Source organism: Nocardia sp. NPDC059229 (assembly GCF_042754165.1).
In the GTDB taxonomy this organism is placed as follows: domain Bacteria; phylum Actinomycetota; class Actinomycetes; order Mycobacteriales; family Mycobacteriaceae; genus Nocardia.
Map to the genome: position 1 here is coordinate 106,077 of NZ_JBHZAK010000004.1, position 26,458 is coordinate 132,534.

24 protein-coding genes are annotated in these 26,458 nt (G+C 68.4%); 10 read left to right on the plus strand and 14 right to left on the minus strand.

The window, feature by feature from the left end; genetic code table 11:
- Positions 1-9: 9 nt before the first annotated feature.
- Positions 10-1,488 (plus strand): DUF222 domain-containing protein, encoded by a 1,479-nt coding sequence (locus ACFXHE_RS11800; protein WP_379382293.1) that lies wholly within the window; start codon positions 10-12, stop codon positions 1,486-1,488.
- Positions 1,489-1,934: 446 nt separating this feature from the next.
- Here the strand turns inward: ACFXHE_RS11800 and ACFXHE_RS11805 are convergent, their stop codons facing one another.
- The 6 genes from ACFXHE_RS11805 to ACFXHE_RS11830 all read right to left on the minus strand — a co-directional run bounded on the left by ACFXHE_RS11805 (position 1,935) and on the right by ACFXHE_RS11830 (position 7,918).
- The gene (locus tag ACFXHE_RS11805; RefSeq protein WP_379382294.1) at positions 1,935-2,900 is read right to left on the minus strand and encodes a DUF2332 domain-containing protein; all 966 of its coding nucleotides are present in this window, start codon (positions 2,898-2,900) and stop codon (positions 1,935-1,937) included.
- 77 nt (positions 2,901-2,977) lie between these two features.
- Entirely contained in the window at positions 2,978-5,059 is a 2,082-nt protein-coding gene (nrdE, locus tag ACFXHE_RS11810) for a class 1b ribonucleoside-diphosphate reductase subunit alpha (RefSeq protein ID WP_379382821.1), read from the minus strand.
- A 59-nt stretch (positions 5,060-5,118) separates the two neighbouring features.
- Entirely contained in the window at positions 5,119-5,589 is a 471-nt protein-coding gene (gene nrdI / locus ACFXHE_RS11815; protein ID WP_379382296.1) for a class Ib ribonucleoside-diphosphate reductase assembly flavoprotein NrdI, read from the minus strand.
- A 63-nt stretch (positions 5,590-5,652) separates the two neighbouring features.
- Entirely contained in the window at positions 5,653-5,892 is a 240-nt protein-coding gene (locus ACFXHE_RS11820; RefSeq protein WP_356997439.1) for a redoxin NrdH, read from the minus strand.
- 452 nt (positions 5,893-6,344) lie between these two features.
- Complete coding sequence (locus ACFXHE_RS11825; RefSeq protein WP_379382298.1) at positions 6,345-7,193, minus strand: G1 family glutamic endopeptidase; 849 nt, start codon at positions 7,191-7,193, stop codon at positions 6,345-6,347.
- Between the two features lie 158 nt (positions 7,194-7,351).
- Entirely contained in the window at positions 7,352-7,918 is a 567-nt protein-coding gene (locus tag ACFXHE_RS11830) for an NAD(P)H-dependent oxidoreductase (RefSeq protein WP_379382300.1), read from the minus strand.
- Between the two features lie 210 nt (positions 7,919-8,128).
- On the opposite strand from ACFXHE_RS11830, the gene ACFXHE_RS11835 reads away from it, so the two are divergent.
- Both ACFXHE_RS11835 and nadE read left to right on the plus strand, forming a co-directional pair.
- Complete coding sequence (locus ACFXHE_RS11835) at positions 8,129-8,707, plus strand: helix-turn-helix domain-containing protein (protein WP_354835348.1); 579 nt, start codon at positions 8,129-8,131, stop codon at positions 8,705-8,707.
- Between the two features lie 29 nt (positions 8,708-8,736).
- Positions 8,737-9,573, plus strand: coding sequence for an ammonia-dependent NAD(+) synthetase (gene nadE, locus ACFXHE_RS11840; RefSeq protein ID WP_379382302.1), 837 nt, complete (start codon positions 8,737-8,739; stop codon positions 9,571-9,573).
- A gap of 72 nt (positions 9,574-9,645) precedes the next feature.
- Here the strand turns inward: nadE and ACFXHE_RS11845 are convergent, their stop codons facing one another.
- From ACFXHE_RS11845 to moaA, 3 genes are all read right to left on the minus strand, one after another.
- A complete protein-coding gene (locus ACFXHE_RS11845) occupies positions 9,646-10,044 on the minus strand; it encodes a DUF1003 domain-containing protein (protein ID WP_379382304.1) in 399 nt (132 codons plus the stop codon).
- A gap of 92 nt (positions 10,045-10,136) precedes the next feature.
- Complete coding sequence (locus tag ACFXHE_RS11850; RefSeq protein WP_354835084.1) at positions 10,137-10,379, minus strand: MoaD/ThiS family protein; 243 nt, start codon at positions 10,377-10,379, stop codon at positions 10,137-10,139.
- Positions 10,372-11,430 (minus strand): GTP 3',8-cyclase MoaA, encoded by a 1,059-nt coding sequence (gene moaA / locus ACFXHE_RS11855; RefSeq protein WP_354835082.1) that lies wholly within the window; start codon positions 11,428-11,430, stop codon positions 10,372-10,374. The genes ACFXHE_RS11850 and moaA overlap by 8 nt, the downstream gene beginning before the upstream one ends.
- A gap of 107 nt (positions 11,431-11,537) precedes the next feature.
- On the opposite strand from moaA, the gene glp reads away from it, so the two are divergent.
- The 4 genes from glp (at position 11,538) to pucL (ending at position 15,318) form a co-directional block, all read left to right on the plus strand.
- Entirely contained in the window at positions 11,538-12,743 is a 1,206-nt protein-coding gene (glp, locus tag ACFXHE_RS11860) for a gephyrin-like molybdotransferase Glp (protein ID WP_379382306.1), read from the plus strand.
- A gap of 33 nt (positions 12,744-12,776) precedes the next feature.
- The gene (moaCB, locus tag ACFXHE_RS11865; RefSeq protein ID WP_379382308.1) at positions 12,777-13,805 is read left to right on the plus strand and encodes a bifunctional molybdenum cofactor biosynthesis protein MoaC/MoaB; all 1,029 of its coding nucleotides are present in this window, start codon (positions 12,777-12,779) and stop codon (positions 13,803-13,805) included.
- Positions 13,798-14,217: a molybdenum cofactor biosynthesis protein MoaE gene (locus tag ACFXHE_RS11870; protein WP_379382310.1), complete on the plus strand. Its 420-nt coding sequence runs from the start codon at positions 13,798-13,800 to the stop codon at positions 14,215-14,217. Before moaCB ends, ACFXHE_RS11870 begins: the two co-directional genes overlap by 8 nt.
- Positions 14,218-14,397: 180 nt before the next feature.
- Positions 14,398-15,318: a factor-independent urate hydroxylase gene (gene pucL, locus ACFXHE_RS11875; RefSeq protein WP_379382312.1), complete on the plus strand. Its 921-nt coding sequence runs from the start codon at positions 14,398-14,400 to the stop codon at positions 15,316-15,318.
- Here the strand turns inward: pucL and ACFXHE_RS11880 are convergent.
- Positions 15,300-16,913, minus strand: a complete 1,614-nt coding sequence (locus ACFXHE_RS11880; RefSeq protein WP_379382313.1) for a helix-turn-helix domain-containing protein — start codon at positions 16,911-16,913, stop codon at positions 15,300-15,302. The genes pucL and ACFXHE_RS11880 overlap by 19 nt on opposite strands.
- A gap of 118 nt (positions 16,914-17,031) precedes the next feature.
- Between ACFXHE_RS11880 and ACFXHE_RS11885 the strand changes: the two genes are divergently transcribed.
- The 3 genes from ACFXHE_RS11885 (at position 17,032) to ACFXHE_RS11895 (ending at position 22,099) form a co-directional block, all read left to right on the plus strand.
- The gene (locus ACFXHE_RS11885) at positions 17,032-18,147 is read left to right on the plus strand and encodes a CobW family GTP-binding protein (protein ID WP_379382315.1); all 1,116 of its coding nucleotides are present in this window, start codon (positions 17,032-17,034) and stop codon (positions 18,145-18,147) included.
- 229 nt (positions 18,148-18,376) lie between these two features.
- Positions 18,377-18,691, plus strand: a complete 315-nt coding sequence (locus ACFXHE_RS11890; protein WP_379382317.1) for a hypothetical protein — start codon at positions 18,377-18,379, stop codon at positions 18,689-18,691.
- A 204-nt stretch (positions 18,692-18,895) separates the two neighbouring features.
- On the plus strand, positions 18,896-22,099 hold the full coding sequence (locus ACFXHE_RS11895) for a carboxyl transferase domain-containing protein (protein WP_379382319.1): 3,204 nt from the start codon (positions 18,896-18,898) through the stop codon (positions 22,097-22,099).
- 28 nt (positions 22,100-22,127) lie between these two features.
- Here the strand turns inward: ACFXHE_RS11895 and ACFXHE_RS11900 are convergent, their stop codons facing one another.
- From ACFXHE_RS11900 to cysT, 4 genes are all read right to left on the minus strand, one after another.
- On the minus strand, positions 22,128-23,690 hold the full coding sequence (locus ACFXHE_RS11900; RefSeq protein WP_379382320.1) for a flavin-containing monooxygenase: 1,563 nt from the start codon (positions 23,688-23,690) through the stop codon (positions 22,128-22,130).
- A gap of 150 nt (positions 23,691-23,840) precedes the next feature.
- Entirely contained in the window at positions 23,841-24,836 is a 996-nt protein-coding gene (locus tag ACFXHE_RS11905; protein ID WP_364617404.1) for a sulfate ABC transporter ATP-binding protein, read from the minus strand.
- Positions 24,833-25,642, minus strand: a complete 810-nt coding sequence (cysW, locus tag ACFXHE_RS11910; protein WP_379382322.1) for a sulfate ABC transporter permease subunit CysW — start codon at positions 25,640-25,642, stop codon at positions 24,833-24,835. The genes ACFXHE_RS11905 and cysW overlap by 4 nt, the downstream gene beginning before the upstream one ends.
- Complete coding sequence (cysT, locus tag ACFXHE_RS11915; protein WP_379382823.1) at positions 25,643-26,452, minus strand: sulfate ABC transporter permease subunit CysT; 810 nt, start codon at positions 26,450-26,452, stop codon at positions 25,643-25,645.
- Positions 26,453-26,458 lie beyond the last annotated feature (6 nt).

A 26,458-nucleotide genomic window follows, 5' to 3' on the forward strand; every position in this document is an offset into this window, starting at 1 on the left:
AATGGGGGTATGAATTGGGGCGGGCAAATCATCGATGACATCACCGCGGTGGACGCGGTCGGTGTGGTGGGTGACGCGCTCGATGTGCTGATTCAGGATTCGCTGGGGCCGATCGGTGATGACGACCTGCTGGACGTGATGCGGGAATGGGAAAGCCACCGCCGTCGCATGGCCGCGTTCGAGCACAAACTGATTCGTGAGGTCGAGAACCGCAACCTGCCCGAAAAAGCCGGGGTGAGGCAGACCTCGACATTCCTCGCCCACACCCTGCGCCTGGGACACGCCGAAGCACGCGCGCGATGCAACGCCGCGCAGTTGCTGGGTGTGCGTCAGGAAGCGGGCCGGGTGTTGGAGCCGTGGCTGACCTGGACCGCCGCCATGCAGGAAATCGGTTTGGTGTCAGTGGATTCGGCACGCATGATCGGCAAGATCATGGACCGGATCCCCGAGAGCGTCGACGCCGACCTGCGCGACCGCGCCGAGTTCCAGCTGGCGCACTTCGCGACCCAATCCACCGTGGATGATCTGCCCAAGGTCGGGGATCGGATCCTGGGCTACCTCAACCCCGACGGCACCCTCACCAAAGACGTCGACCGGCAACGCCGCCGCGGCATCACCCTGACCAAGCAGGGTGTGGACGGCATGTCCACGATGACCGCCGACCTCACCCCCACCGCACGAGCCTTGCTGGATCCGATCTTCGCCGACCTGGCCCGGCCCGGCATGTGCGACCCCGCCGACCCCGAAAGCCCCTGGAGCGTCGAAGGACTCGACCCCGACGCGTTGGAAGCGGCCGCCAAGCGTGACATCCGCACCCCCGCGCAACGCAACCACGACGCGTTGGTGGCGTTCCTGCGCCCGGAAATGGGCCCGGCCAAGCTCGGCAAGCACCGCGGGCTGCCGGTCTCGACGATCATCACCATGTCGTTGGCCGAGGTCGAAGCCGCCGCCGAGGTCGAAGCCGCCGCCGGGGTCGCCACCACCGCCTCCGGCGGCACCGTCCCGCTGACAGAAGCGTTGCGGTTGGCGCAGCGGTCCAAGCCGTTCCTCGCGATCTTCGACCACGCGGGCATGCCCCTGCACCTGGGACGCAGTGAGCGGCTGGCGAACTCGGCGCAACGGTTGGCGTTGATCGCCACCGAACGCGGCTGCACCCGTCCCGGCTGTAACGCTCCGGCCACCATGACCGCCGTGCATCACATCACCGAATGGGCCCACGGCGGCGGCACCGACATCGGCAACCTGACATTGGCTTGCGATGCCTGTCACGCGATGATCCACGACGGACCCGGCGGCTGGAAAACCGTTGTCATGCCCCCGAATTCCGAACACGCGGGCCGGACGGGGTGGATCGCGCCAGCATATATCGACCCGTCCCGGACCCCGCAGGTCAACGACCACCACCACGCCGGTGAGTTGATGGCCGCCAAGCTCGCCCAGATCCGCGAACGCACCCGCCCACCGGTGCGATGGTGGTCACGCCCCTAACCGTCGAGCCTCACCTAAGGTGGGGCCCTTCGGACTGCCTGCACACCGGCTGCGGCCTCGGCCACCACGCCGCACGACGTCAACTGGCCAACCGGCCCGTCGACATACCGCACGGCTGCCTCGAGACCCGCAGTCACTACGACGAAACAGCCGCCTGTCACACCACCTCGAAAACACCACCACCGCCTGACAACTCTCGCCATGGAATGTCCGCCCTACCGGACTGGGGCTCACACCAACCGGGGAGCCGCGAACCGCCGATCCCGGCCCGGGCACGGATCACCTCCTACAGACACACCGACATAAAGCTTCAAAATGGTGGGGGCCGGAACGGGAGATCGGCCTCGCAAGCTCGGCCCCCTCCCTCCTCCAGGCATCTTTGTCTTTTGATCTTTTGTCTCTTTGAGTTTTGGTTCTTTGGCTTTTGTCTTCTGGTCCTTTGACTTTCAGCACTTCCCGAACCAGTCGAGGCTCTGCCCGTGCGGGCGCGTATACGCCATCGGAACCCCGTTCGATGCAAGTACCAGGTGCACGTCTTCCGGTCCAGCAGGGAGCGCATCGGTGCCGAAATCAACTACTCCCGGCGGCTCGTTGGTAATCCACTCACATGGAAGCTCTCGCATCATGGCCGGGAAGGCCGCACGATCGGCGCGGGCTAGGTAGAGCAGAACAGCACTACCGAAAACTATGACGGGTATATCGGAGGGAGCTTCGTGGACCAGGTCCGCCAGGGCATTGCTGAGATCGTCCCGCACCAGATGCGGCGGGTTCTCCCGGGCAATGGCGGCGGCATTGCGCAAGCGGTCCAGGCGGTTTCGCTGTTCGGGCCAGACGAGAGATTCCAGCCAGCGCATGTCCTCGGGATCCCGGACCTCGAGCGGGTTGAGGTCGATACCCGCGCGGTGCACGACGTTCGGTAGTTCGGTGGGCAGTGGCGGGTTGCCGGTGGTGGCGCATGGCAGGACGACGGTGGAGCGCCCGTCTCGGGGGTCGAGGGTGGGGCCGTCGTCGTAGGTGTAGCTGTACCGGTCTGGATACAGGCACAGTCCGGCAGAGGCGCCGAATTCTATGAGCGCCACCGGATCCGAGCCGTGCCGGGCGAGCAGCGGCAGCAGGGTCGCGGTTCGGCCCACCTCGTTGGTCTGGGTGCGACGGGTCATGGCGACATCCCGGACCCCGGGCCAGTTGGTGATCAGGAAGTCCTTGAACTCCTCGAATGGCCCCACCGTCACGCCCAGGTAGCGGGCGGCGCCGAGGATCAGGTTGGGCTGGCGCTTGTGCACGGGCAGGGTGTCGATGAGGGCGAGAAGCTCTGTATCCCCGGCGATTCCGAGGCACCAGTGCTCGTAGCAGGGCGAGTAGCCCCGTACCTCCTTCTCGGCGAATGCCCGGTATCGATCGGCGGTTTCCATCCTGCCTCCCCCACATCGGCTTTCACGAAAAAGGGCGTCCGCGGCAGTTGCCGGGACGCCCTTATCGATAGCACCTGTCAGAGCATGCAGCTCACGCAGCCCTCGACTTCGGTTCCTTCCAGGGCCATCTGGCGGATGCGGATGTAGTAGAGGGTCTTGATGCCCTTGCGCCAGGCGTAGATCTGGGCCCGGTTGACGTCGCGGGTGGTGGCGCTGTCCTTGAAGAACAGGGTCAGGGACAGGCCCTGGTCGACGTGCTGCGTCGCCGCGGCGTAGGTGTCGATGATCTTCTCGTAGCCGATGTCGTAGGCGTCCTCGAAGTATTCGAGGTTGTCGTTGGTCAGGTAGGGGGCCGGGTAGTAGACGCGGCCGATCTTGCCTTCCTTGCGGATCTCGATCTTGGACGCCACCGGGTGGATGGAGCTGGTGGAGTGGTTGATGTAGGAGATCGAGCCGGTCGGCGGCACCGCCTGCAGGTTCTGGTTGTAGATGCCGTGCTCCATGACCGACGCCTTCAGCGCGCGCCAGTCGTCCTGGGTGGGGATGTGGACGCCGGCGTCGGCGAAGATCTGGGCGACGCGGTCGGTCTTGGGCTCCCACGCCTGGTCGGTGTACTTGTCGAAGAACTCGCCGGTGGCGTACTTCGAGTCGGCGAAGCCGCCGAACGCCGAACCCCGCTCCATCGCAATCAGATTCGAGGCACGGATCGCGTGGTAGGCGATCGTGTAGAAGTAGATGTTGGTGAAGTCCACGCCCTCTTCGGAGCCGTAGTGGACCCGCTCGCGGGCCAGGTAGCCGTGCAGGTTCATCTGGCCCAGGCCGATGGCGTGGGACTCGTTGTTGCCCTGCTCGATCGAGGGCACCGAGTAGATGTGGGTCTGGTCCGACACCGCGGTCAGCGCGCGAATCGCGACCTCGACCGACTTGCCGAGGTCCGGCGAGTCCATGGTCTTGGCGATGTTCAGCGAACCCAGGTTGCACGAGATGTCCTTGCCCACCTTGGCGTAGGACAGGTCGTCGTTGAACTCCGACGCGGTGGAGACCTGCAGGATCTCCGAGCACAGGTTGGAGTGGGTGATCTTGCCCGCGATCGGGTTGGCCCGGTTCACGGTGTCCTCGTACATGATGTACGGGTAGCCCGACTCGAACTGCAGCTCGGCGATGGTCTGGAAGAACTCGCGAGCCTTGATCTTGGACTTGCGGATGCGCTTGTCGTCGACCATCTCGTAGTACTTCTCGGTCACATTGATGTCGGCGAACGGCACGCCGTAGATGCGCTCCACGTCGTACGGCGAGAACAGGTACATGTCCTCGTTCTTCTTCGCCAGCTCGAAGGTGATGTCCGGAATCACCACACCCAGCGACAGCGTCTTGATACGGATCTTCTCGTCCGCATTCTCCCGCTTGGTGTCCAGGAACCGGTAGATGTCGGGGTGGTGCGCGTGCAGGTACACCGCACCCGCGCCCTGCCGCGCACCCAGCTGGTTGGCGTAGGAGAACGAGTCCTCCAGCAGCTTCATGATCGGGATGACACCGGAGGACTGGTTCTCGATCTTCTTGATCGGCGCGCCGGCCTCACGAATATTGCTGAGCAACAGGGCAACACCGCCGCCGCGCTTGGACAGCTGCAGGGCGGAGTTGATGGAGCGGCCGATCGACTCCATATTGTCTTCGATGCGGAGCAGGAAGCAGGACACCGGCTCGCCGCGCTGCTGCTTGCCCGAGTTGAGGAAGGTGGGGGTGGCCGGCTGGAAGCGGCCGTCCATGATCTCCTCGACCAGCTCGCGCGCCAGGGTCTCGTCACCGGCGGCCAGGGCCAGGGCCACCATGCACACGCGGTCCTCGAAACGCTCCAGGTAGCGCTTGCCGTCGAAGGTCTTCAGCGTGTACGAGGTGTAGTACTTGAACGCGCCGAGGAAGGTCGGGAACCGGAACTTCTTGGCGTACGCCTGCTTGAACAGCTGCTTGACGAACTCACGCGAGTACTGGTCGAGCACCTCGGTCTCGTAGTAGTTCTCGCGCACCAGGTAGTCGAGCTTCTCCTCCAGATTGTGGAAGAAGACCGTGTTCTGGTTGACGTGCTGCAGGAAGTACTGGTGCGCGGCTTCCCGGTCCTTGTCGAACTGGATCTCGCCGTTGGGGCCATACAGGTTCAGCATCGCGTTGAGGGCGTGATAGTCGAGTCCCTCGGTCGCGGAGTCGCCGCTGACGGGGCGCTCTACGCGGGCAGTCTTTCCGACCGGTGCTGTTGTCGTTGCCAAAACAATCCCAATCCCTCTCGGACGCGCTCGACGTCCTCGGCAGTTCCCATGAGTTCGAAGCGATACAGGTACGGGACCCCTGCCTTACGTGAGATCACTTCTCCCGCATAGCAGTACGTATCGCCGAAGTTCGTGTTGCCGCTCGCGATCACGCCGCGCAGCAGCGCGCGGTTGTGCGGGTCGTTGAGGAACTTGGCCACCTGGCGGGGCACGAATTCCTTGTCGGATCGCTGCCCACCCAAAACGTGCCGACCTCCCCCGTAGGTGGGGACGATCAGCACGAAGGGTTGGTCGGCGCGAAGCGAGTCGGCGGTGTGAAGCGGTATGCGAACGGCGGGCAGGCCCAGTCGTTCGACGAAGCGGTGCGTGTTCTCCGAAGCGCTCGAGAAGTAGACCAGATTCGGTGTCGCGCTGGACATCTCGGTCATCTCCCCTCCTTTCGATTCGGACGAACCTGCAGGAGGCCGCCGGCTCTGACCGGCGGCGTGGCGTCAGGCGACGGCGACGATGTCGGCCAGAGCCTTGATGCGGTCCGGGCGGAAGCCGGACCAGTGATCGTCACCGGCGACGACGATGGGGGCCTGCAGGTAGCCCAGGGCCATGACGTAATCGCGGGCTTCGGGGTTCTCGGAGATGTCGATGACGCTGTAGTCGACACCAGCCTTGTCGAGGGCGCGGTACGTGGCGTTGCACTGGACACAAGCGGGCTTGGTGTAAACGGTGATGGTCATTGGTATCCCCTTCTCCTTAGCCTTTGATCTGTCTGCAGTGCACGGCTCAAACAAGATCCACGTAGTAAGTGCGCAAACCCCTGGAAGTGGAACCGAAGCCCCTGGTCGCTCGGTGAACTTCGAGGTGTTCACCTAGTGGCCTTCCAGCTCCCAAGACACTACACCTAGTGGCCGACAGATTCATACAACACGACATGTTGCGACTCACAAAGGTGAAATTCCGGTGTCGTAAGTACCTGGACACTCGATTCGCAACTCGACACGACTGCGACGCACATCACAATTTCGGCATTCAGCTCATTTCCAGCAAACACACCATCACCGCTGATCAACACCCATCCCACGAGTCACAGCAGACTCGAGCGACCACCCGGTTTGCCACCCCGCCGAGCCCTGCCCCCAATTCCAGGGTCCCCCGCTCAGCTCGGCGTGTCGCGGCGTTTGCACCCGCTCTACCGGATGGTGAAGGACGCGCCGTCGATCGGACCGGGCGTCAGCAACCGATTGGTGGCCGCGATCCCGTAGGCCTCGGCGTCATAGGCCGCCAGTGGCAGACCGTCGATGGTGATGTCGGTGAAGGTGATCGGATCGAAACCGGGCAGCGCGCCGCTGAGATGGCCCTCGACGATGATCTCCGCGGTGTGGGCGGGCACCGAAGAGGCGGAGACCGTGGTGCGGGACCATTTCGCGGTGAGGTTCTCCAGCGTCATGACGTAGCGCCCGCGGTCCCAGCTGACCACCGAATGCATGGTGTCGCCCGGCCGGACCACCACGTCGTCGTAATTCACCGGCGCGTCGGGGTAGCGCTCCCACCAGCCGTCGACCTGCGTATCGGGGGTGCAGGAACCACCGAAGAGACCGAGCGAGCACAGGCCGTCCGCGGCCGCGCCCAGCAGGTCGGACAGCTTGCCCCCGGCGTTCATGACCGTCCCGGCCAGGTCCGGATCGGCGTACGCCAGGCCCGCGGCGGCGGTTTCGACCTGCAGACCCGGCAGGGCCGCGTACACGGCCACGTCACTGGCGCACAGGGATTCGACGCCGGTCTGCACGAGCGGGAGTGCGACCTGGCCGTCGAGCCCGGCGGCGCCGTTCAATCCCACCCAGGGCACCACGCGCTGCAGGATGCCCGGATTGAGACAGTCCACCCGCGGCTGCACCCAGGTGGCGCTGACCTCCCGGAACTCCCCCCGCACCACGTACCCGGCCCAGTTGCCCAGGTAGAGACGGACATACGACTCGGCCGCCGCGTCGGCCGCATTGACCACCACCGAGGCGGCGGAGACGGCCAGGGTGACCGCCATGAAACAACGGCCTAACACAGTGTTGCCCGTTGATAGCTTCATGATGTGACGGTAGCCCGATTTGTCCGAGAAAAGCTACAGGCCACGACTCAAAAGCCGTGGCCTTGTGCTGAATTCAGCGAGTAATTACTGAGTATGCTGGGCGTTCGCCCGAGCTGTCAGGCGTTCACCCGCGCCTTGGCGGTCTCCGCCAGCAGGTGCACGGTGGCGGCCAGCTGGGTCAGGGCCTCCGCATCGTCGGCCGGGTGGGTCTCACCGAAGCGCTGACCGATGACGCCGAAGTTCAGCGACGCCTCCTCGACCACCTTCGCACCGGCCACGCCGAGCGCCTTGACGGCGTCGTCGTGCGACCACTTGGCAGCGTTCGGGCTGATGGACGCGGAGATGACCGCGGCCGGGAAATCCTTGAGCGCGCCCGCGCCGTACGGACGGGAGGCCCAGTCGATGGCGTTCTTCAGCACGGCCGGCAGGGTGCCGTTGTATTCGGGGGTCACCAGCAGCACGGCGTCCGCGGCGCCGACGGCGTCACGCAGCGCCTGCGCGGTGGCTGGGACCTTGCCCTCGGCGTCGATGTCCTCGTTGTAGAAAGGAATCTCACCGAGGCCCTCGTAGATCGCGAGCTCGACGCCCTCCGGGGCGGCCTTCGCGGCGGCCTCGGCGAGGCGGCGGTTGATCGACGCGGCGCGGAGGCTGCCGACCAGAACGAGAATGCGGGTCTGCGACATGATGATCACTCCAAGGGTTACTGATTCAGCAGCGGAACTTTCGATAGACTGTAACCGGACTGCAGTCCGCTTACATTCCCGGGTAGGAGCAGACAGCCTGTGACACGCGACACCTCATCGGATGAGGTCGTTCCGGCCCTGCCGAGCATCGCGCTGCCGATCGAACCCGTCGGCACGCAGCGGCCCCCCGCGCACTCGGTGCCGCTGCTCATGCCCGGCAGCAGCCACGAGCGCAGCGACGCCGCCCGCAACCGGCAGCTGCTGCTCGACGCCGCCGAACAGCTGGTCCGCCAGTGCGGCGCGGACGGCGTCACCATGGACGCGGTCGCCAAGCTGGCCGGCGTCGGCAAGGGCACGGTGTTCCGGCGCTTCGGCAATCGGGCCGGGCTCATGCTGGCACTGCTCGACCAATCCGATCAGAAACTCCAGTGGGCCTACATGTTCGGGCCGCCGCCACTGGGTCCGGGCGCGCCGCCCGTGGAGCGGCTGATCGCCTTCGGGCGGGCGCGCCTGGCCCTGGTCGAGGTGGAGGGCGACGTGCGCAAGAACGCCGACATCGGCGGGCAGTACTCCGGCCCGCCCTACAACATCGCGAAAACCCATGTCGCCCTGCTGCTCCGGCAGGCCGGCGCGCCCGGCGACATCTCACTGACCGCCGACACACTGCTGGCCAGCCTGGACGCCGGGCTGGTACTGCACCAGATCCGCGAACTGCGCTACACCCTGGACCAGGTGGGCGATCACTGGGAACACCTGGTCCGGCAGGTGACCGCTCCCGTCGGTCAATAGAGCCACCGGCCGTTCAGTAGAGTGTGGCCATGGGGAACCTGCGCGCACAGATCATCGCCGAATTGGGCGTCCTGCCGGACATCGAACCGAAAACCGAAGTGCGGCGGCGCATCGACTTCCTCAAGGATTATCTGCGCTCCACGCCCGCGACCGGTTTCGTGCTCGGCATCAGCGGCGGCCAGGACTCCACCCTCACCGGTCGCCTGTGCCAGCTGGCCGCCGAGGAGCTGCGCGCCGAGGGCCACGACGCCACCTTCGTGGCCGCGCGCCTGCCCTACGGTGTCCAGTTCGACGAGGAAGACGCCCAGATCGCCCTACAGTTCATTCAGCCCGACCGGTCGGTCGTGGTGAACGTCAAGCCCAGCGCGGACGCCGCCGCCGGAGAAGCCGCCCTCGGCATCATGGAACTGCACGAGCAGCCCCGCCTGCGAGACTTCGTGCGCGGCAACATCAAAGCCCGCGAGCGCATGCTGCTGCAATACGCCATCGCGGGTCAGCTCAATATGCTGGTCGTCGGCACCGACCACGCCGCCGAAGCAGTCACCGGCTTCTTCACCAAGTACGGCGACGGCGGCGTCGACATCACCCCGCTGACCGGTCTCACCAAGCGTCAGGGCGCGGCGCTGCTACAGGAACTCGGCGCGCCGCCGAGCGTCTGGCAGAAGGTCCCGACCGCCGACCTCGAGGACGATCGCCCCTCCCTTCCCGACGAGGAAGCCTTGGGCCTGAAGTACTCCCAGATCGACGACTACCTCGAGGGCAAGCCCGTCACTCCCGAGGTCTCCGAGCGGGTCGAGACCATCTTCCGGAACACCCGCCACAAGCGCACCGTCCCGGTGACCCCGCTCGACACCTGGTGGAAGTAGCCCGCTCCGGACCTCGTGCCCGCTGCGCTCACGCGCAGCGGGCACATCTGTGAATCGAGCAGCGGGCGCTGCTCATTTCTGATCCGCGTCCTCGATGAGGCGGCGGTGCAGCTCGGCCGTCATGGCGTGAATGGCCCGGGTCAGTTCGGTATTGGTCTTGAGCTCGAGTTCCTGCTCCCGGAAGTCGTGATCGGCCTTGGCCTGCTGGAAATCGGCCTGGCGGTTCTGGCCGATCATGACGAAGGTGGACAGGAAGATCGCTTCCAGGGAGACCACCAGGGTCAGGGTGGGCCAGGGGCTCTTCTCGAGGAAGATCATCCACACCGCGAAGCCGATGGCGTGGATGTAGACGAAGGGCATCGAGCCCGCGAACTTCGTGATCCAGTCGGCAACGCGCAGCTGGAGACTGGCGGCACGATCCTGCCGCACTTTCGCGACGGCGGGGTGCTGGGGCCGGGGGGCGTGCGTCATTCGGATCGGTCTCCTGGCGAGGGCGTGCGGGGGACCGGCGAATGTTAGCGCCCGGCAGTGAAATTCGCGGCGGCGCGGCGCCGCGCCGCGGGTCAGCCGCCCGCGAACGGGGGCAGCACGTCCACGCGCGGCGAGAGCGGGGTGGCCGCGTCGCGGGTGAGTTCGTCGCCGATGAGGTAGGCGCAGACCTTCAGCATGGGGTCCAGCTTCGGGCCGTAGACCGCCGAGAGGGTGGTGCGCAGGTCGGCGACGGTGGCCCCGGACGGCAGGTCCAGGGTCTCCTTCTCCTTGCCGACCGCGTCGGCGATCGCGGCGAAATAGCGGACCTCAACCACCGATGGCTCCCATCGTTCGTTCGGGCGGGACGAAACCGGCGGCGTCGATGCCGTGCCCGGCCGATTTGTTCCACATGGCGCCGCGCCACAGTCCGGCGATATCGGCGTCGGTCGCGCCGGACCGCAGCGCGGCGCGAATGTCGTACTCCTGATCGCTGAACAGGCAGGAGCGGATCCGGCCGTCGGCGGTCAGGCGGGTGCGGTCGCAGTCGGCGCAGAACTTGCGGGTCACCGAGGCGATGATGCCGACGGTGGCCGGGCCGCCGTCGACCAGCCAGCGTTCGGCGGGCGCGGAGGGATCCTCGCGGCCGGTCTCGGTCAGGTCGAAGCGGGTGCCGAGCACGTCGAGGAGTTCGGCGGCGGTGATCATATTGGCGCGCGCCCACTCGTGGTCGGCGTCCAGCGGCATCTCCTCGATGAACCGCAGCTCCGCGCCCTCGTCCAGGCACCACTGCAGCAGATCGGCTGCGCCGTCCAGGGTTTCGCGCATGAGCACCGCGTTCACCTTGAGCGGGGCGAGCCCGGCCGCGATGGCGGCGCGGATCCCGGCCAGCACCGAATCGAGGCGGTCCCGGCGGGTGAGCCGGTGGAAGCCGTCGCGGTCCACGGTGTCGAGCGAGACATTGATGCGCCGCAGCCCGGCCGCGGCCAGTCCGCGCGCCCGATGCTCGAGCCCGACGCCATTGGTGGTCATGGCGAGCGGCGTATCCGGTAGCGCCGCATGGCAACCGGCGATGATGCTTTCCAGATCGCGCCGCATGAGCGGTTCGCCGCCGGTGAATCGCACCTCGTGCACACCCAGTTCGCGGACCGCGAGCGTCACCAGGCGCACGATCTCCTCGGTGGAGAGCAGTTCGTCGGCGGGGATGGGTGGCAGGCCCTCCTCCGGCATGCAGTAGGTGCAGCGCAGCGAGCACTTCTCGGTGATGGATACCCGAAGGTCCCGCGCGACCCGGCCGAAACGGTCCAGCAGCAGGGGCGTGTCCGGGCGTCCGTCCATCGCGGGCCGCCCGGTTCGCACAGCGGGCATACCCATCGCGACCACGGTCATTGCACCATTATTGCCGGGACCGCAAGTGTTCGTAGATTCCTACGAGGCGAGCCCGGCGAACAGCCGGTCACGGCCTGGAGGATCCACCCGCGTATAGGCTCACCGGCATGAGTTCCCGGCACGCGCTAGCCCCGGCCCGACCCGTCGACGACCACCGCCGACGCATCGAGGATGTGCTCCGGCCGCTGGCCGGACGCGCCGCCGAGACGGTGCCGATGGACCGGGCGCTGGGGCGGCGGCTGGCCGTGGATGTGTACGCGCCCCTGGATCTGCCGGTGTTCCGGAACTCGGCCATGGACGGGTACGCGGTGCTCGCGGAGTCGGTGGCCATCGTCCCCGCGACCCTGCCGCTGGTCGGCGTGGTGGCGGCCGGGAACACCGAGCAGCTGACGCTGCCCGCGGGCACTGCCGTCAAGGTGATGACCGGCGCACCCGTGCCGCCCGGGGCGGACTGCGTGGTGCCGGTTGAGCACACCGAGTCCGACGGCGTCACCGTGACGATCCGAACCAGCCGTGCCAGTGGCGATTTCGTGCGCGAGCCGGGCACCGACGTGCGCGCCGGGCAGTTGCTGGCGGCCGCGGGCACCCTGCTGCGGCCCCGGCACATCGCGGCGCTGGCGGCGGTCGGGCTGGGCGAACTGTCGGTGCGGCGACCCGTGTACGCGGCGGTCCTCACCACCGGTGACGAACTGCGGCCCGCCGGGGCGACCCTGCTGCCCGGCCAGATCTTCAACTCGAACGGCATCGCACTGGCCGCGGCCCTCACCGACAACGGTGTCGAGGTGGTGTCGGTGGCGCATTCGACCGACGACCACGACGAGTTCCGGGCCCGGCTGGCCGAGGCCGTGGCGCAGGCCGATGTGGTGTTCACCTCCGGAGGCGTCTCCATGGGCGACTTCGAGGTCGTCAAGGAGGTGCTGTCGGCGCGGGGCGGCGAATTCGGCTCGGTGGCAATGCAACCCGGCGGACCGCAGGGGCTGAGCTTGGTGGACGGGGTGCCGGTGCTGAGCTTCCCGGGCAATCCGGTGAGCACCATGGTGTCGTTCGAGGTCTTCGCCCGCCCCATCCTGCGCGAGCTGGCGGGCCTGCCCGCACTGCCGATTTCCGAACTGCCGCTGCTGGAACCGGTCCGCTCCCCCGCCGGGAAGCGGCAGTTCCTGCGCGGCAAGCTCGCCGAGGGCGGGGTGGCGCTGGTGTCGGGTCAGGGCTCGCATCTGATCGCCGCCATGGCCCACGCCGATGTCCTCATCGATGTTCCGGCCACCGCGACCGAGCTGCCGGCGGGCACGATTGTCGAGGTCCGGCCGCTGTGAGCGACACGTTCTGCCTGTGCCAAGGTGGTTGCCATGAGTGAGTTGTCGCATGTCGACCGTGAAGGTCGCGCCCGCATGGTCGACGTGAGCGCGAAGGCCGACACCGCGCGCATCGCGGTCGCCGCGGGCGAACTGCAGACCACCGCCGAGGTCGTCCGGCTGGTCCGCGCCGACGACATGCCCAAGGCCGATGTGCTCAGCACCGCGCGCATCGCCGGGATCAATGGCGCGAAGAAGACCTCCGAGCTGATTCCGCTGTGCCATCAGCTGGCGCTGTCGTCGGTGACCGTGAACTTCGGTTTCACCGACACCACCATCACCATCGAGGCGAGCGCCAAGACCAAGGGGCCGACCGGCGTCGAGATGGAGGCGCTGACCGCGGTCGCGGTCGCGGGCCTCACGCTGCACGACATGGTGAAGGCGGTGGATCCGGCCGCCACCCTGAACGGGGTGCGGCTGATCACCAAAGAGGGTGGGAAGCACGGACATTGGGTGCGGCCGGAGGCCGAAGTCCACCACGGCGAGCACCACCACCGGCACGAGAAGCACGAAAAGACCGCTGCCGCAACGACTCCGCTCGCGGGCACGGGACGGACGGCCACCGTCGTGGTCGCTTCGACCGGGGTCGCCGCCGGTAGCCGCGAGGACACCACCGGCCCCGTCCTGACCGAATGGCTGGGCGCGCAGGGCTTCTCGGTGCGCGGGCCGCTGGTGTTCGCGGACGCGGATATCGCCTTCGGCCTCGCGGATGCACTGTCCACCGAGCCGGATCTGGTCATCAGCACGGGCGGTACGGGGGCCTCCCCCACCGACGCCACCCCGGAGGCGACGCTGGCCCTGCTCGATCGGGAGCTGCCGGGCGTGGCCGACGCCATCCGCCAGGCGGGCACCGCCAAGTTCCCGCTCGCCGCGCTCAGCCGGGGTGTGGCGGGCCTGGCCGGACGCACCGTGATCGTCAATCTGCCCGGTTCGCCGGGCGGGGTGAAGGACGGCATGGCCGTGCTGACACCGCTTCTCGAACATCTGCTGGCCCAGGTGGCCGGAGGAGGCAGCCATGAGTGAACTGCTGGCCCGGATAAGCGATCAGCCGCTGGATCCGGCCGAGGTGGAGCAGGCGGTGAGCGGGCCCGAGCACGGCGGCATCGTGGTGTTCACCGGCAAGGTGCGCGATCACGATGGCGGGCAATCGGTTTCGGCGCTGGAGTACTCGGCGCACCCGCAGGCCGAGGAGTTCCTGCGCAAGGTGTGCACGGAAGTCGCCGAGTCCTCCGGACTGCCGGTGGCGGCCGTGCACCGCATCGGCCCCCTGACCATCGGCGATCTCGCGATCGTCGTCGCGGTCGCCGCGCCCCACCGCGCCGAAGCCTTCACCACCTGCGCCGAACTGGTCGACCGCATCAAGCACGAGGTCCCCATCTGGAAGCGTCAGATGTTCACCGACGGCCTCTCGGAATGGGTCAACGCCTGCGGGTGATCCGGCCGGCAAAGGGTCGGTTGATCGTCAGCCTGGGCAGCGCCGGGACCGCGAGGCTTTGTCTGATTCGCCCAAACGTCGCGGTGGCGGAGTACGGCGTTTTGTCCTCGGAACCAGCGTGCGCCGCGGCTCCCGTACGTCACAGTGGGGCACAGTGATCAGCGACGACGGGAGGCGACCATGAGCGAAGCCGGCGGCCGGATCGTGCTCGGCCCGCACCAGTACGGCAAGGCCGAGAACCGGGTGGTACGCATCTACCGCGATACCGCCCGGCACGAGATCCGGGACCTGAACGTGTCCTCGTGCCTGCGCGGCGCGTTCGACGACGCGCACACCGTCGGCGATCAGGGTGCGGTGCTGCCGACGGATTCGCAGAAGCAGACCATCTACACCTACGCCAAGAGCCACGGCGACGGCAGCATCGAGGAGTACGGGCTGGCACTGGCCCGGCATTTCGTCGACGACATCGAGCCCGTGGATTCGGCGCGTCTCGAGATCGAAGAGTATGCGTGGCAACGGGTTCCGGTCGGCGGCAGCGGGCACGACCACACCTGGACGCGGGTGGGGCCGGAGGTGCGGATCGCGGCGATCACCGTGAGCGGGACCGGTACGGACCGCCGCGAGTGGGTGATCGGGGGCGTCAAGGATCTGGTGATCCTCAAGTCCACGGGTTCGGAGTTCGCGGGTTTCCTCGAAGACCCGTTCACCGTCCTCGAACCCGCCTACGACCGGATCCTGGCCACCAGCCTGATCGCCCGCTGGCGCTTCGCCACCCCGCCCGAGGACTGGGATGCCGCCTACCACGGGATCCGCGCCGTCATGGTCGAGACCTTCGCGACCCTGCACTCGAAGGCCTTGCAGCAGACCCTGTTCGAGATGGGCCGGGCCGCGCTGGCGGCGTATCCGTGCCTGGCGGAGATCCGCATGTCGGCCCCCAACAAACACCACTTCGCCTATGACACAGACCGTTTCGGCGTCCCGAACCAGGGCGAGGTCTTCCACGCCGACGATCGCCCCTACGGCCTGATCCAGGCGAGTGTGCTGCGCGAGGGCGCCCCGGACGCCGGAACCGCCTGGGATCCCTACACCGGCGCGGTCTGACCGGCCAGCGTGCGCACCGCCAGATACAGATCCAGCCGATCGTCGAGCCGCCCGAGATCGCGCCCGGTGAGCTCCTCGATCCGGCCGATCCGATAGCGAACGGTATTGAGGTGCAGGTGCATTCGATCGGCCGCCTGCCGCCACGAGCCTTCGCACCCGAGAAACACCTCCAGCGTCTCCAGCAGTCCGGCCCCGTGCCGCCGGTCGTACTCCAGCACCGGACCCAGTACGCGTTCGGCGAATCGCCGCTGGAGGCCGCCGGGCACCGCGGTGAGCAGGCCGACGGCCGAATCGATATCGGCCACCCGCAGGCTGACCGGGGCCGTGTCGTCGCGGGCCGCGGTGGCGGCGGCCGCCGCCGCGCCGATCGCACCCGCCAGGGTCTCCTCCGGCTGCCGGGCGCTCACGCCGACCGCGAGCCGAATCTCGGTGAGCGCCGGTGCGATTCGCCCGAGACGGCGGACCACCGTGGCCGCGGTTCCGTCCTGGGTTCCGGCCGTCACGCCGACCAGCCTGCCTTCGCGGTCGATCGACGTGGCGATATCCGGCAGGGCGTCGTGCAGGGCCGCGCGTACGGCCAGCAGTCCGGCGGACGAATCGGCCCGGCTCGAAACCTGCTGCGGTGCCAGAGGTCCCGCAGCGTGACCCGGTGCTCCCGCCCGTTCGATGGCGCCCGCGACACCCCCGGACAGCGATCGGCGCTGCGGCACATCCGGTTTCGATCCCGGGCCGGACAGCCCGTCGGCGGCGTGGACCTCGCAGACGAGGGCCACCTCGCGCCGGTCCGCCCGTTCGGCGAACGGCACCGGGAAGCGGTCGGCCAGTTCCCAATCCAGATGCTGCCGGTCGGCGCGACGCTGCCGATACAGCTCCGCCACAGCCGCCAGATCCGCGCCGAACGGGTCGAGTTCCGGGGCCGACGGGCGGACCACCAGGTACCAGGCGGTAATGCGGTCGCCCGCACCGACCTGGAGGACTCGCATCGCGCCGGTGGTGACCGCGGGCAGGCGCGGCGCGGTGAGCGCGGTGGCGACGATGCGATCGATGTCCGGCTCGGCCAGGTCCTCGGTACCGGCGATGACCGTCCCGGTCGAGGTCAGGATCCAGGCCGAAACCCGCTGTTCCGCCGCGAAATCCGCGACCAGGGTCTCGATAGCCGTCCCGGCGGCGACCGCGGTCAGCAGCCTGCGCTGCCGGTCGGCGCGCGATTGCACCCGCCGCCAGCGCACCTCCGCCGCCTGCTCGGCCAGGTATTCGATGATCCGGCTGAACGGCACGCTCTGCGGCGCCGACAGCAGCGGCAATCCGTACCGGCGACAGGCCTCGACCACGTCCTCGGGCACGTGCCCGTGCAGCGCCTGCCCGGCCACCACGCCGGCGACCCCGGCTCCCGCCAGCAGGCCCACATAGCGGTCCGCGTCCGTCGCCTGCTGCCGCCACACCAATCCGGTACACACCAGCGCACCCGGTGTCACGAAGGGCCGGGGGTCGGGCATGTCCGTCGCACAGACCCTGGCGACCGGCCGATCCAGTTCCCCCGCGTCGCCGTGCAGCAGCCGCATCCGCAACTGCGGCGCATCGAGAATGTCGCGCACCCGCACAGCGCACCTCCCGTGGTCGGTCCGGATAGTCCGTCACGGTAGAAGGCTGTTATTTCCATGCGGTTTCCGGCGTGCTGCGGCGGGCTCACACCCGGTCGGTAGGGTGGTCGCCGTGAGCCGCCGCATTCCAGTCCTGATCGTGGCCGGATTCCTCGGCGCCGGGAAGACGACGCTGCTCAACGGACTGCTGCGAACCCGGAGCACGCGAATCGGGGTGGTGGTCAACGACTTCGGCGCGGTCAATATCGACGCCATGCTGGTGGCCGGGCAGGTCGACGCCATGGTCTCGCTGGGCAACGGGTGCGTGTGCTGCGCGGTGGATGTCAGCGAACTGGACGACCTGTTCGACCAGCTGGCGCATCCCAGGCAGAAGATCGATGTCATCGTGGTGGAGGCCAGCGGACTGGCGGAGCCGCGCAATCTCATTCGCATGGTGGTGAACAGCGACAATCCACGCATTCGCTACGGCGGGCTGGTCGAGGTGGTCGACGCCGAGCACTTCCCCGCGAGCCGCGAACTGCACCCGGAACTCGCGACGCATCTGCGGATGGCGGATCTGGTGGTGCTCAACAAGGCCGATCGCGTCGAGCCGGCCGCGCTGGAGCGGCTGCGGTCGGAGATCACCGGCCTGGTCGGTCAGGTCCCGGTGTATCCGACCAGCCACGGGCGCGTCGACCCGGGCCTGCTGTTCGACGTCCCGACCCGCGAACCGAACCGGCCGCGCGTCGGTGAACAGCTCAGCTTCGACGAGCTACTGCTCGACCAGCACACGGATGACGGGCACGGAGACCACCACCAGCACGGCGACCACTGCCACGAGCACGGCAGGGGCTGCCGCGACCACCGGCACCTGCACGACGCCTACGACAGCGTCTCCTTCACCTCCGACACGGACCTGAACCCGCGCGAACTCATCGCGCTACTGGAGGATCCGCCCGCCGGCCTGTTCCGCGCCAAGGGCGTGCTGGCCTTCGCCGTCCCCGACGACCCGCGAAAGTTCGTGCTGCACATGGTCGGCCGCCACATCACCATCGAGCCCACCGCCTGGACCCGCCACGAACCCCGGGTCAGCAACCTGGTCCTCATCGGCTCCGGCCTCGACGCCGGCGACGTCACCTCCCGCCTCCGCGCCACCACCCATCTCGCCGGCGACCCCCTCGACGACCACGCCCTCCTCCCCGTCTGGCGCTACGTCGCCGACGACGACGCGCTTGTCGGCGAGGGCTGATTCCGCCTCGAGTTCCGCCCGCAGCTCCGCGACCTCGGCCGCCAGCTCGTCCCGCATCTGCTCGCGTTCGGCGAGGGCGGCCCGCATGGTCTCGACACTGTCGTTCATGGCGGCCAGCCGCTGGTCGGCGCCCCTGAGCAGCCACTCCACCACGTCCCGCCGGCCGACGGCGGCGCTGGCGGCCTGGACCCACCCGACCACGTAGTCCACCCACTCCTGCGGCTTGGGCATGTCCTTGGGCACGTCCCAGCCCTTGCGCTGGGCGGCCTTGGTGGACAGCACCAGCTCCGCCCGCTTCCCGCGCCCGGGCGAAATCAGTTCCGCCAGGGACAGTTTCCCGGCACTGGTCACCACCGCCGTGAACCGGTACTTCCCCGCCAGGTGCATGCGCAGCTCGGCGGTCCCCCGCCCATCGGAATCCATGGCCCCCAGCCACGGCCCGTCCGCCGCCTCGATGATGGCCGCCAGGATTTCCAGCTGCCCCACCCCGCGCCGCAGCCGCGCCGCGGCCGTCCGCAGCGCGCCCGGCGTGGCCGTCATCTGATCCCAATGCATGCCCCGAACATAGCCCCCGCCGCACCCGCCGCCGTGTTCGACTGGCCCGGTGAGTGATATGCCCGACCATCCGAATATCGAGGCCGCCGTCCGTTGTCACCGAGCCGTCGTGGCGGGCGCGACCAACGCAACTACGACTGCTCTGTCATGAAGTTCTGACCGTTCCGCGTGATTCGTGCCATAGCCTGGCGGCGTGCGAGTTGTGGAGCCTGGCGGCGTGCGAGTTGTGGTGGCGAATCGTGGAGAGGTCGCGGTCCGGGTGGTGCGGACGGCCCGGGAGCTCGGATATGTGACGGAGGTACTGCACACCGCCGAGGACGGCGGAAGTCTGGCGGTCCGGCTGGCCGACCGGGCGCTCGTACTGCCGGGCAGCGGTGCGGCGGGATACCTCGATGTCGGATCCGTGGTGCGGGCCGCGGCCGCCTGCGGACCGGGCGCGCTCGTGCACCCGGGGTACGGATTCCTCAGCGAGAGTGCGGAGTTCGCAGCGGCCTGCGCGACCGCGAGGCTGACCTTCGTCGGGCCGGCACCGGACACGCTGCGGATCTTCGGGGACAAGGTCGCGGCGCGCGACGCGGCCGCGCGGGCCGGGGCGGCGGTGCTGCCCGCGACCCGGGCCGGAGCCGGAACCGACGAAATCGCCGCGCTGCTCGCCGAACATCCCGGCGGCATCATGGTGAAGGCCGCGGCGGGCGGCGGCGGCCGCGGCATGCGGCCCGTGACCGAAGCGGCGCTGCTGGCGGAGGCCGTCGAACGCTGCCGGGCCGAGGCCCTTGCCGGATTCGGCGATGACAGCGTCTACGCCGAAGCCCTGGTCGACCGGGCGCGGCACATCGAGGTGCAGGTGGTGGCCGACGGGCTCGGCGCGGTGGCGCTGGGCGACCGCGATTGCAGCGTGCAGCGGCGGCGGCAGAAGCTCATCGAGATCGCGCCCGCGCCGGAACTGCCCGCGGCCGTGCGGGATCGGGTGCAGCGGGAGGCGGTACTGATCGCCGAGGCGGTGGGCTGCCGGGGCGTCATCACCGTGGAGTTCCTGGTCGACGGCACGAATGTCTGGTTCCTGGAGGTGAATCCGCGCCTGCAGGTCGAGCACACCGTGACCGAGGCGGTGACCGGCGTGGATCTGGTCGCGCTGCAACTGGATCTGGCTCAGGGCCGCACACTGGCCGAACTCGACCTGCCCAAGAACGAGACCCGAGGCTATGCCGTGCAGGCGCGGGTCAATGCCGAACTGCTCGCGGCCGACGGCATGGTGCTGCCCAGCACCGGCGTGATCAGCCGCTTCGACGCCCCGACCGGCACGGGCGTGCGGGTCGACACCGCCGCCCAGGTGGGGATGCGGCAAGGGGTGCAGTTCGATTCGCTGCTCGCGAAGATCATCGCGTCCGCGCCTTCGTACCGCGCCGCGCTGCAACGGTGTTCGGACGCGCTGGCCGAGACCATGATCAGCGGCGTCGACACCAACCTGCACCTGCTGCGCGCCGTGCTGACCGAACTCGGCGACGCCGGCCCGGTGAGCACGGCCTGGTTCGAGCAGCGCCTCGACGACCTGCGCTCCCGGGCAGAGGGTTTCGAGGATCCGACCGGGCCGCAGCCGGTACGGCAGGCCGCTGCCGCCGAGCTCGATCTCGACGAAGGCGAACAGGCCCTGCGCTCCCCGATGGGCGCCACCGTCGTCTCACTTTCCGAGCCCGGAACGGTTCTCGCCGCCGGAGCCGAGGTCGCGGTCCTGGAGGCCATGAAGATGCAGCACGTGCTGCGCGCGACCGAACCGCTGCGGGTGCTGCGGCACGCGGTCGCACCGGGTGACGTGGTCGACCCGCACGCCATCCTGGTCACCTGGGTGGCCGCCGATCACGACGGCCCGGCCACGGAATCGACCGTGGTGGACCTGGATTCGGTGCGCGCCGACCTCGCCGAGGTGCGGGACCGCCACGACATCACCCTCGACGCCCGGCGCGAGACCGCGGTCGCCAAGCGGCATCGGCTCGGCCGCCGCACCGCCCGCGAGAACATCACCGACCTGGTCGATCCCGACAGCCTCGTCGAATACGGCGCGCTGGCGGTCGCCGCCCAGCGCAGCCGCCGCAGCCTCGAGGACCTGATCGCCGGCACCCCCGCCGACGGCCTGATCGCGGGCGTGGCCACCATCAATGCCGGCCGTTTCGGCCCGGACCGCACCCGCGCGCTGGTCATGTCCTACGACTACACCGTGCTCGCCGGCACCCAGGGCATGCGCAATCACGCCAAGACCGACCGCATGCTGGAACTGGCTCGCGAGCAACGGCTTCCGGTGGTCTTCTTCACCGAGGGCGGCGGCGGCCGGCCCGGCGACACCGACCACGGCGGCATCTCCGGCCTGGACGTCACCACCTTCCGCGCCATGGGCGCGCTGTCGGGCACCGTACCGCTCATCGGCATCGCCTCCGGCCGCTGCTTCGCCGGCAACGCCGCACTGCTGGGCATGTGCGATGTCGTGATCGCCACCCCCGACGCCAATATCGGCATGGGCGGCCCCGCCATGATCGAGGGCGGCGGACTGGGCGTGTACGCGCCCGAGGACATCGGCCCGATCGAGGTGCAGCGCCGCAATGGCGTGGTCCACATCGTCGCCGCCGACGAGGCCGAGGCGGTCGACCTCGCCCGCCGCTACCTGTCGTACTTCCAAGGGGCGGACGCGGAGTGGGAAGCGCCCGACCCCCGCCTGGCCCGGCACGTGGTGCCCGAGAACCGGCTGCGCGCCTTCGACATTCGCGCCGCCATCGACGCCGTCGCGGATGTCGGGTCGGTGCTGGAACTGCGCCGGGACTGGGGCGTCGGCATCGTCACCGCCCTGGTCCGGGTCGAGGGCCGCCCCTTCGGCCTCATCGCCAACGACTGCCACCATCTGGGCGGCGCCATCGACGCGCCGGCGGCCGACAAACTGTCCGCCTTCCTGCAGCTCTGCGGCGCTCACGGCCTGCCCATCGTGTCCCTCTGCGACACACCGGGTTTCATGGTCGGCCCCGAGTCCGAGGAGCACGCCACCGTCACCAAGTTCAGCCGCCTGTTCATCGACGCCGCCGCGCTCGACGTGCCCTTCGGCACCGTCATCCTGCGCAAGGGCTACGGCCTGGGCGCACAGGCCATGGCGGCGGGCTCCTTCCGCGCACCCCGCTTCGTGATCGCCTGGCCCACCGGCGAAATCGGCGGCATGGGCCTGGAAGGCGCGGTCCGCCTGGGCTTCGCCAAGGAACTGGCCGCCATCGAGGATCCGGCGCAGCGGCAGGCCGCCTTCGACGCACTGGTCCAGGCGGCCTACGACAGCGGCAAGGCCCTCACCGCCGCAACGGTTCTCGAACTCGACGACGTCATCGACCCGGCCGACACCCGGCGCTGGGTGCGGACCCTGCGCTGAGCGAACTCCGCGCTGTGAACCGGCACCGCTACACCCACCGGCCCCGGATCTTCCGGTAGCAGGCATAGGCCATGGTGAGCGCCGCGACTCCGCCGAGGGAACCGCCGGCGCTCACGTACCGGCGACGCCGCGAACCGGGCTTCCGGGCCCGCAGGCGTTCCTCGGTGAGATCGGCGTACCGGCCGGGTAGCAGGGTGTCGAAGTACTCGGTGACGAAGTTGTCGGTGCGCCGGGTGGGCAGGCCCATGTCGCGCATCAGCTCGTCGATATGGTGCGTCAGGTACGGGCCGAGGTAGTAGCCCTCCGGGCGTTCCGGCATGACCTCGCCCAGCCACGTCCCGACACGCGCTATCTCCCTGTGCATGTCGTCGACGCCCGGCAGGTCGAGCTCACCCAGGAAATGCTGGGACAGCCAGTGCGCGGACACCTCCGCGGTGAGCTGGCAGGCGTCGGAGGAGCCGTATCCGATGAAGCCGAGCCGCGGCAGCGTCGGCGGCAGAATGTGCCGGTAGAGCTGGAACCGGCCCTCGACCCGGACGGTCTTGGCCAGCTCGGGCGCCAGGAATTCCAGCTCCTGCCGCCAGCCGGTGGCGAAGACGACGACATCGGCGTCGAGCCGATCACCCCCGGCCAGTTGGACCGTGGTGCCGCCGGGGAAGGCCGCGATGGTGTCGCGCCGCAAGGCGATTCGCCCGCGCCGGGCCATCCGGAAGAACTCGTCGCTGACACCCAGATTCTCGATCCCCGCCGGTAGCGGCGCGTCCGGCACCATCACCTTCGGCGACCGCAGCAGCAACCGCATCGAGACCGAGACCGCCCGCCAGTAGCGTTCGGTGATCTTCTTGCCCCGCCCGTGCAGGAACCGCTCGATCAGGGTCTGCCGGTGATAGCGGAAGAACGCTTCGGTGCTGCGGTTCAGGATGATCCGGTCCGAGGGCACCCCGCCCGGCAGAAACCGCGGCAGCATCGGATGGGCCCGGCGGAACACCAGCGTGCACTGCCGCGCGTGCTCCCCCGCCCAGGCCGCGCAGTCCAGCGCCGACTTCCCGGCCCCGACCACCACCACCCGCCGGCCGGCGAACAGCCTCGGATCGGTGGCCCGGCTGGAATGCAGCCGCGCGCCCTCGAACTCGTCCTCGCCCTCGATGACCGGGAGCTGCGGGGTGGAGAACACGCCCGCGCACACCACCACGAAGTCGAACCGCAGCTCCTCGACCCCGTCCGGGCCGCAGATCTTCAGCTCGAAGCCCGCGTCCACCTCGGACACCCGGATCACCTCGGTCGACAGCCGCAGCAGCGGCGACAACCCGAAGCGCTCCACATAGGACGCCAGGTAGTCCCGCACCTGCGCGGCCGTCGGAAACACCTCGGCCGACTCCGGATACGGGTGATCGGAGTAGGCGTAGGTATCGCGGGAGTTGTTGGTGCGCAGGCCCGGATAGGTCCGTGCCTCGATCCACACCCCACCCGCTGCGCCCTCCTTTTCGAAGATGACGACCTCGAATCCGTCGTCCCGCAGCACTTTCGCGGTGACCAGCCCCGCGATACCGGCCCCGATGATCCCGGCCCGTTTTCCACCCGCACTCGTCACGTCCACTATTTCCCCTTTGGACCTGCACGTTTCGAGGCTCACGCTACTTCAGCACGAGATCCGGCGTACCTGCGTCGGGGCAACTCGCCAAACGATGGACCAATTGGGCGTGTCGCGACTTCTCACCGAAATCACTTAAACGGGACTTGTTTACGAGACCGGAAGCTCCGGGATCTGGGTGGCACGGGCGTACACGGTCTCGCCCTCTGCCAGGTGCAACGCAGCGGCGTCACCACGCGTCACCTGCGCGGTGAACAGATCACCAGTGGCCGCGTTGCGCAGCTCCACCCGCACCTCGAACCCGAGCTGCACGATCCGCTCCACCGTCGCGCGGGTGACACCGGCGGATTGCGCGGTGCCCTCGTGCGCGGCCAGCGCCATGCTCGGATCCCGGCCGACGCGAATATCGTGCGGCCGCACCAGATGCCCGTTCAGCTTGGCCACCGCGCCCAGGAACGACATGACGAATTCATTGGCGGGCCGGTCGTACACGTCCTCCGGAGTGCCGACCTGCTCGATGCGGCCCTTGTTCATGACCGCGATGCGGTCGGCCACATCCAGCGCCTCCTCCTGGTCATGGGTGACCAGCACGGTGGTGACGTGCACCTCCTCGTGCAGCCGCCGCAGCCAGGTGCGCAGGTCCGCACGGACTTTCGCGTCCAGCGCGCCGAACGGCTCGTCCAGCAGCAGCACCTGCGGGTCCACCGCGAGCGCCCGGGCCAGGGCCATGCGCTGACGCTGACCACCCGACAGCTGCGCCGGATACCGGTGCTGGAAGCCGTCCAGGCCGACGATCTCGAGCAGGTCGTCGACCTTCTTCTTGATCTCCGCCTTGGGCCGCTTGCGGATCTTGAGCCCGAAGGCCACATTGTCGCGCACGGTCATGTGCTTGAACGCGGCGTAATGCTGGAAGACGAAGCCGATATCGCGCTTCTGCGGCGACACATTGGTGACGTCGCGCCCCGCGATGGTGACCAGGCCGTTGTCGAGCGTCTCCAGTCCCGCGATCGAGCGCAGCAGCGTCGACTTGCCCGAACCGGACGGGCCCAGCAGGGCGGTCAGCTCCCCCGACGGGATGTCGATGCTGACATCGTCGAGGGCGGCGAAGGTGCCGTACCGCTTGTTCGCATTGGTCACGGTGATCATTTGGCAGTGCCCCGCTTGCGTTCGAGGAGGGTCATGAGCAGAAGGACGACGAGGGCGATGCCCATGAGCAGCGTCGCTGCACAGTACGCGCCGAAGGTGTTGTGATCGTTCACGTATCGCCCGTTCACCAGCAGGGTGAGCGTCTGTGACTTTCCGGGCAGGCCCGTGGACACCATGATCACCGCGCCGAATTCACCCAGCGCCCGCGCCACGGTCAGCACGATGCCGTAGGTCAGACCCCAGCGGATGGCCGGCAGCGTGATGCGCCAGAACGTCTGCCAGCCCGACGCGCCCAGGGTGGCCGCGGCCTGCTCCTGATCGTCGCCGATCTCGTGCAGCACCGGCTCCACCTCGCGCACCACGAACGGCAGCGTCACGAAGACGGTGGCGATCACCATGCCCGGCAGATTGAAGATGATCTTCAACCCGTGGTGGTCCAGCCCGCCGAACCAGCCGTTGGCGCCCCACAGCAGGATCAGCGAAACACCCACCACCACCGGCGAAGTCGCCATCGGCAGATCCACCACGGCCTGCAGCAGATTGCGGCCCGGGAACTTTCCGCGCACCAGGGCGAGCGCGATGATCACACCGAAGATCACATTCACCGGCACCACGATCGCCACGATCGTCAAGGTCAGATTGAACGCCGAGATCGCCGCGGGTGTGGAGATCGACTCGTAGAACGCGCCGAAACCGCGTTCGAAGGTGCGCCACAGGATGATGCCCAGTGGCACCAGCAACAGCACGAACAGATACGCCAGCGCCACCGTGCGCAGCGAGATCTTGGTCCAGAAGCCGAGTCTCATCTACGCCTCCCTTTCCTTGCGCGCCAAGCGGTCCGACGTGACCCGCAGGACGAACAGGGTGAGCAGCGAGATCGCCAGCAGCGCCACCGAGACCGCGGCGGCGTTCACCGGGCGGTCCACCTCGATCTGCTGCTGGATGTACTGCGAGGCCATCTGCGTCTTCTTCGGGATGCCGCCGCCGATCAGCACGACCGAGCCGTACTCGCCGATGGCGCGCGCGAACGCCAGGCCCGAGCCGCTCACGATGGCGGGCGCCAGCGTCGGCAGGATGATGGTCCGGAAGGTGGTCCAGTTGTCCGCGCCCAGCGACGCGGCCGCCTGCTCCACATCCCGGTCGGCCTCGATGAGCACCGGCTGCACCGACCGCACCACGAACGGCAGCGTCACGAACGCCAGCGCCACCACCAGACCCGGCTGGGTGGCGTTGAGGTGGATGTCGAACGGCGACTGCGGCCCGTACAGCGCCAGCAGCACGATGCTGGCCACGATGGTGGGCAGGGCGAACGGCAGATCGATGAGCCCGTTCACGAACCCCTTGCCCGGGAACTCGTCCCGCACCAGCACCCAGGCGATGAGCGTGCCCATCACCACATTGATCAGCGTCACGATGATCGAGACGAAGACGGTCACCTTCAGCGCGTCCAGCGCGCCGGGCGCGGTGACCGCGTCCCAGAACCCGGACCAGCCGTCCTCGAAGGACTTGACGGTCAGCGCGGCCAGCGGCAGCAGCACGATGATGCTGAGCCACAGCACGGAGGTGCCGATACCGAGCGGGCCCACCGACCCGCTCACCCGGAACCAGGAACGGATCCGGCC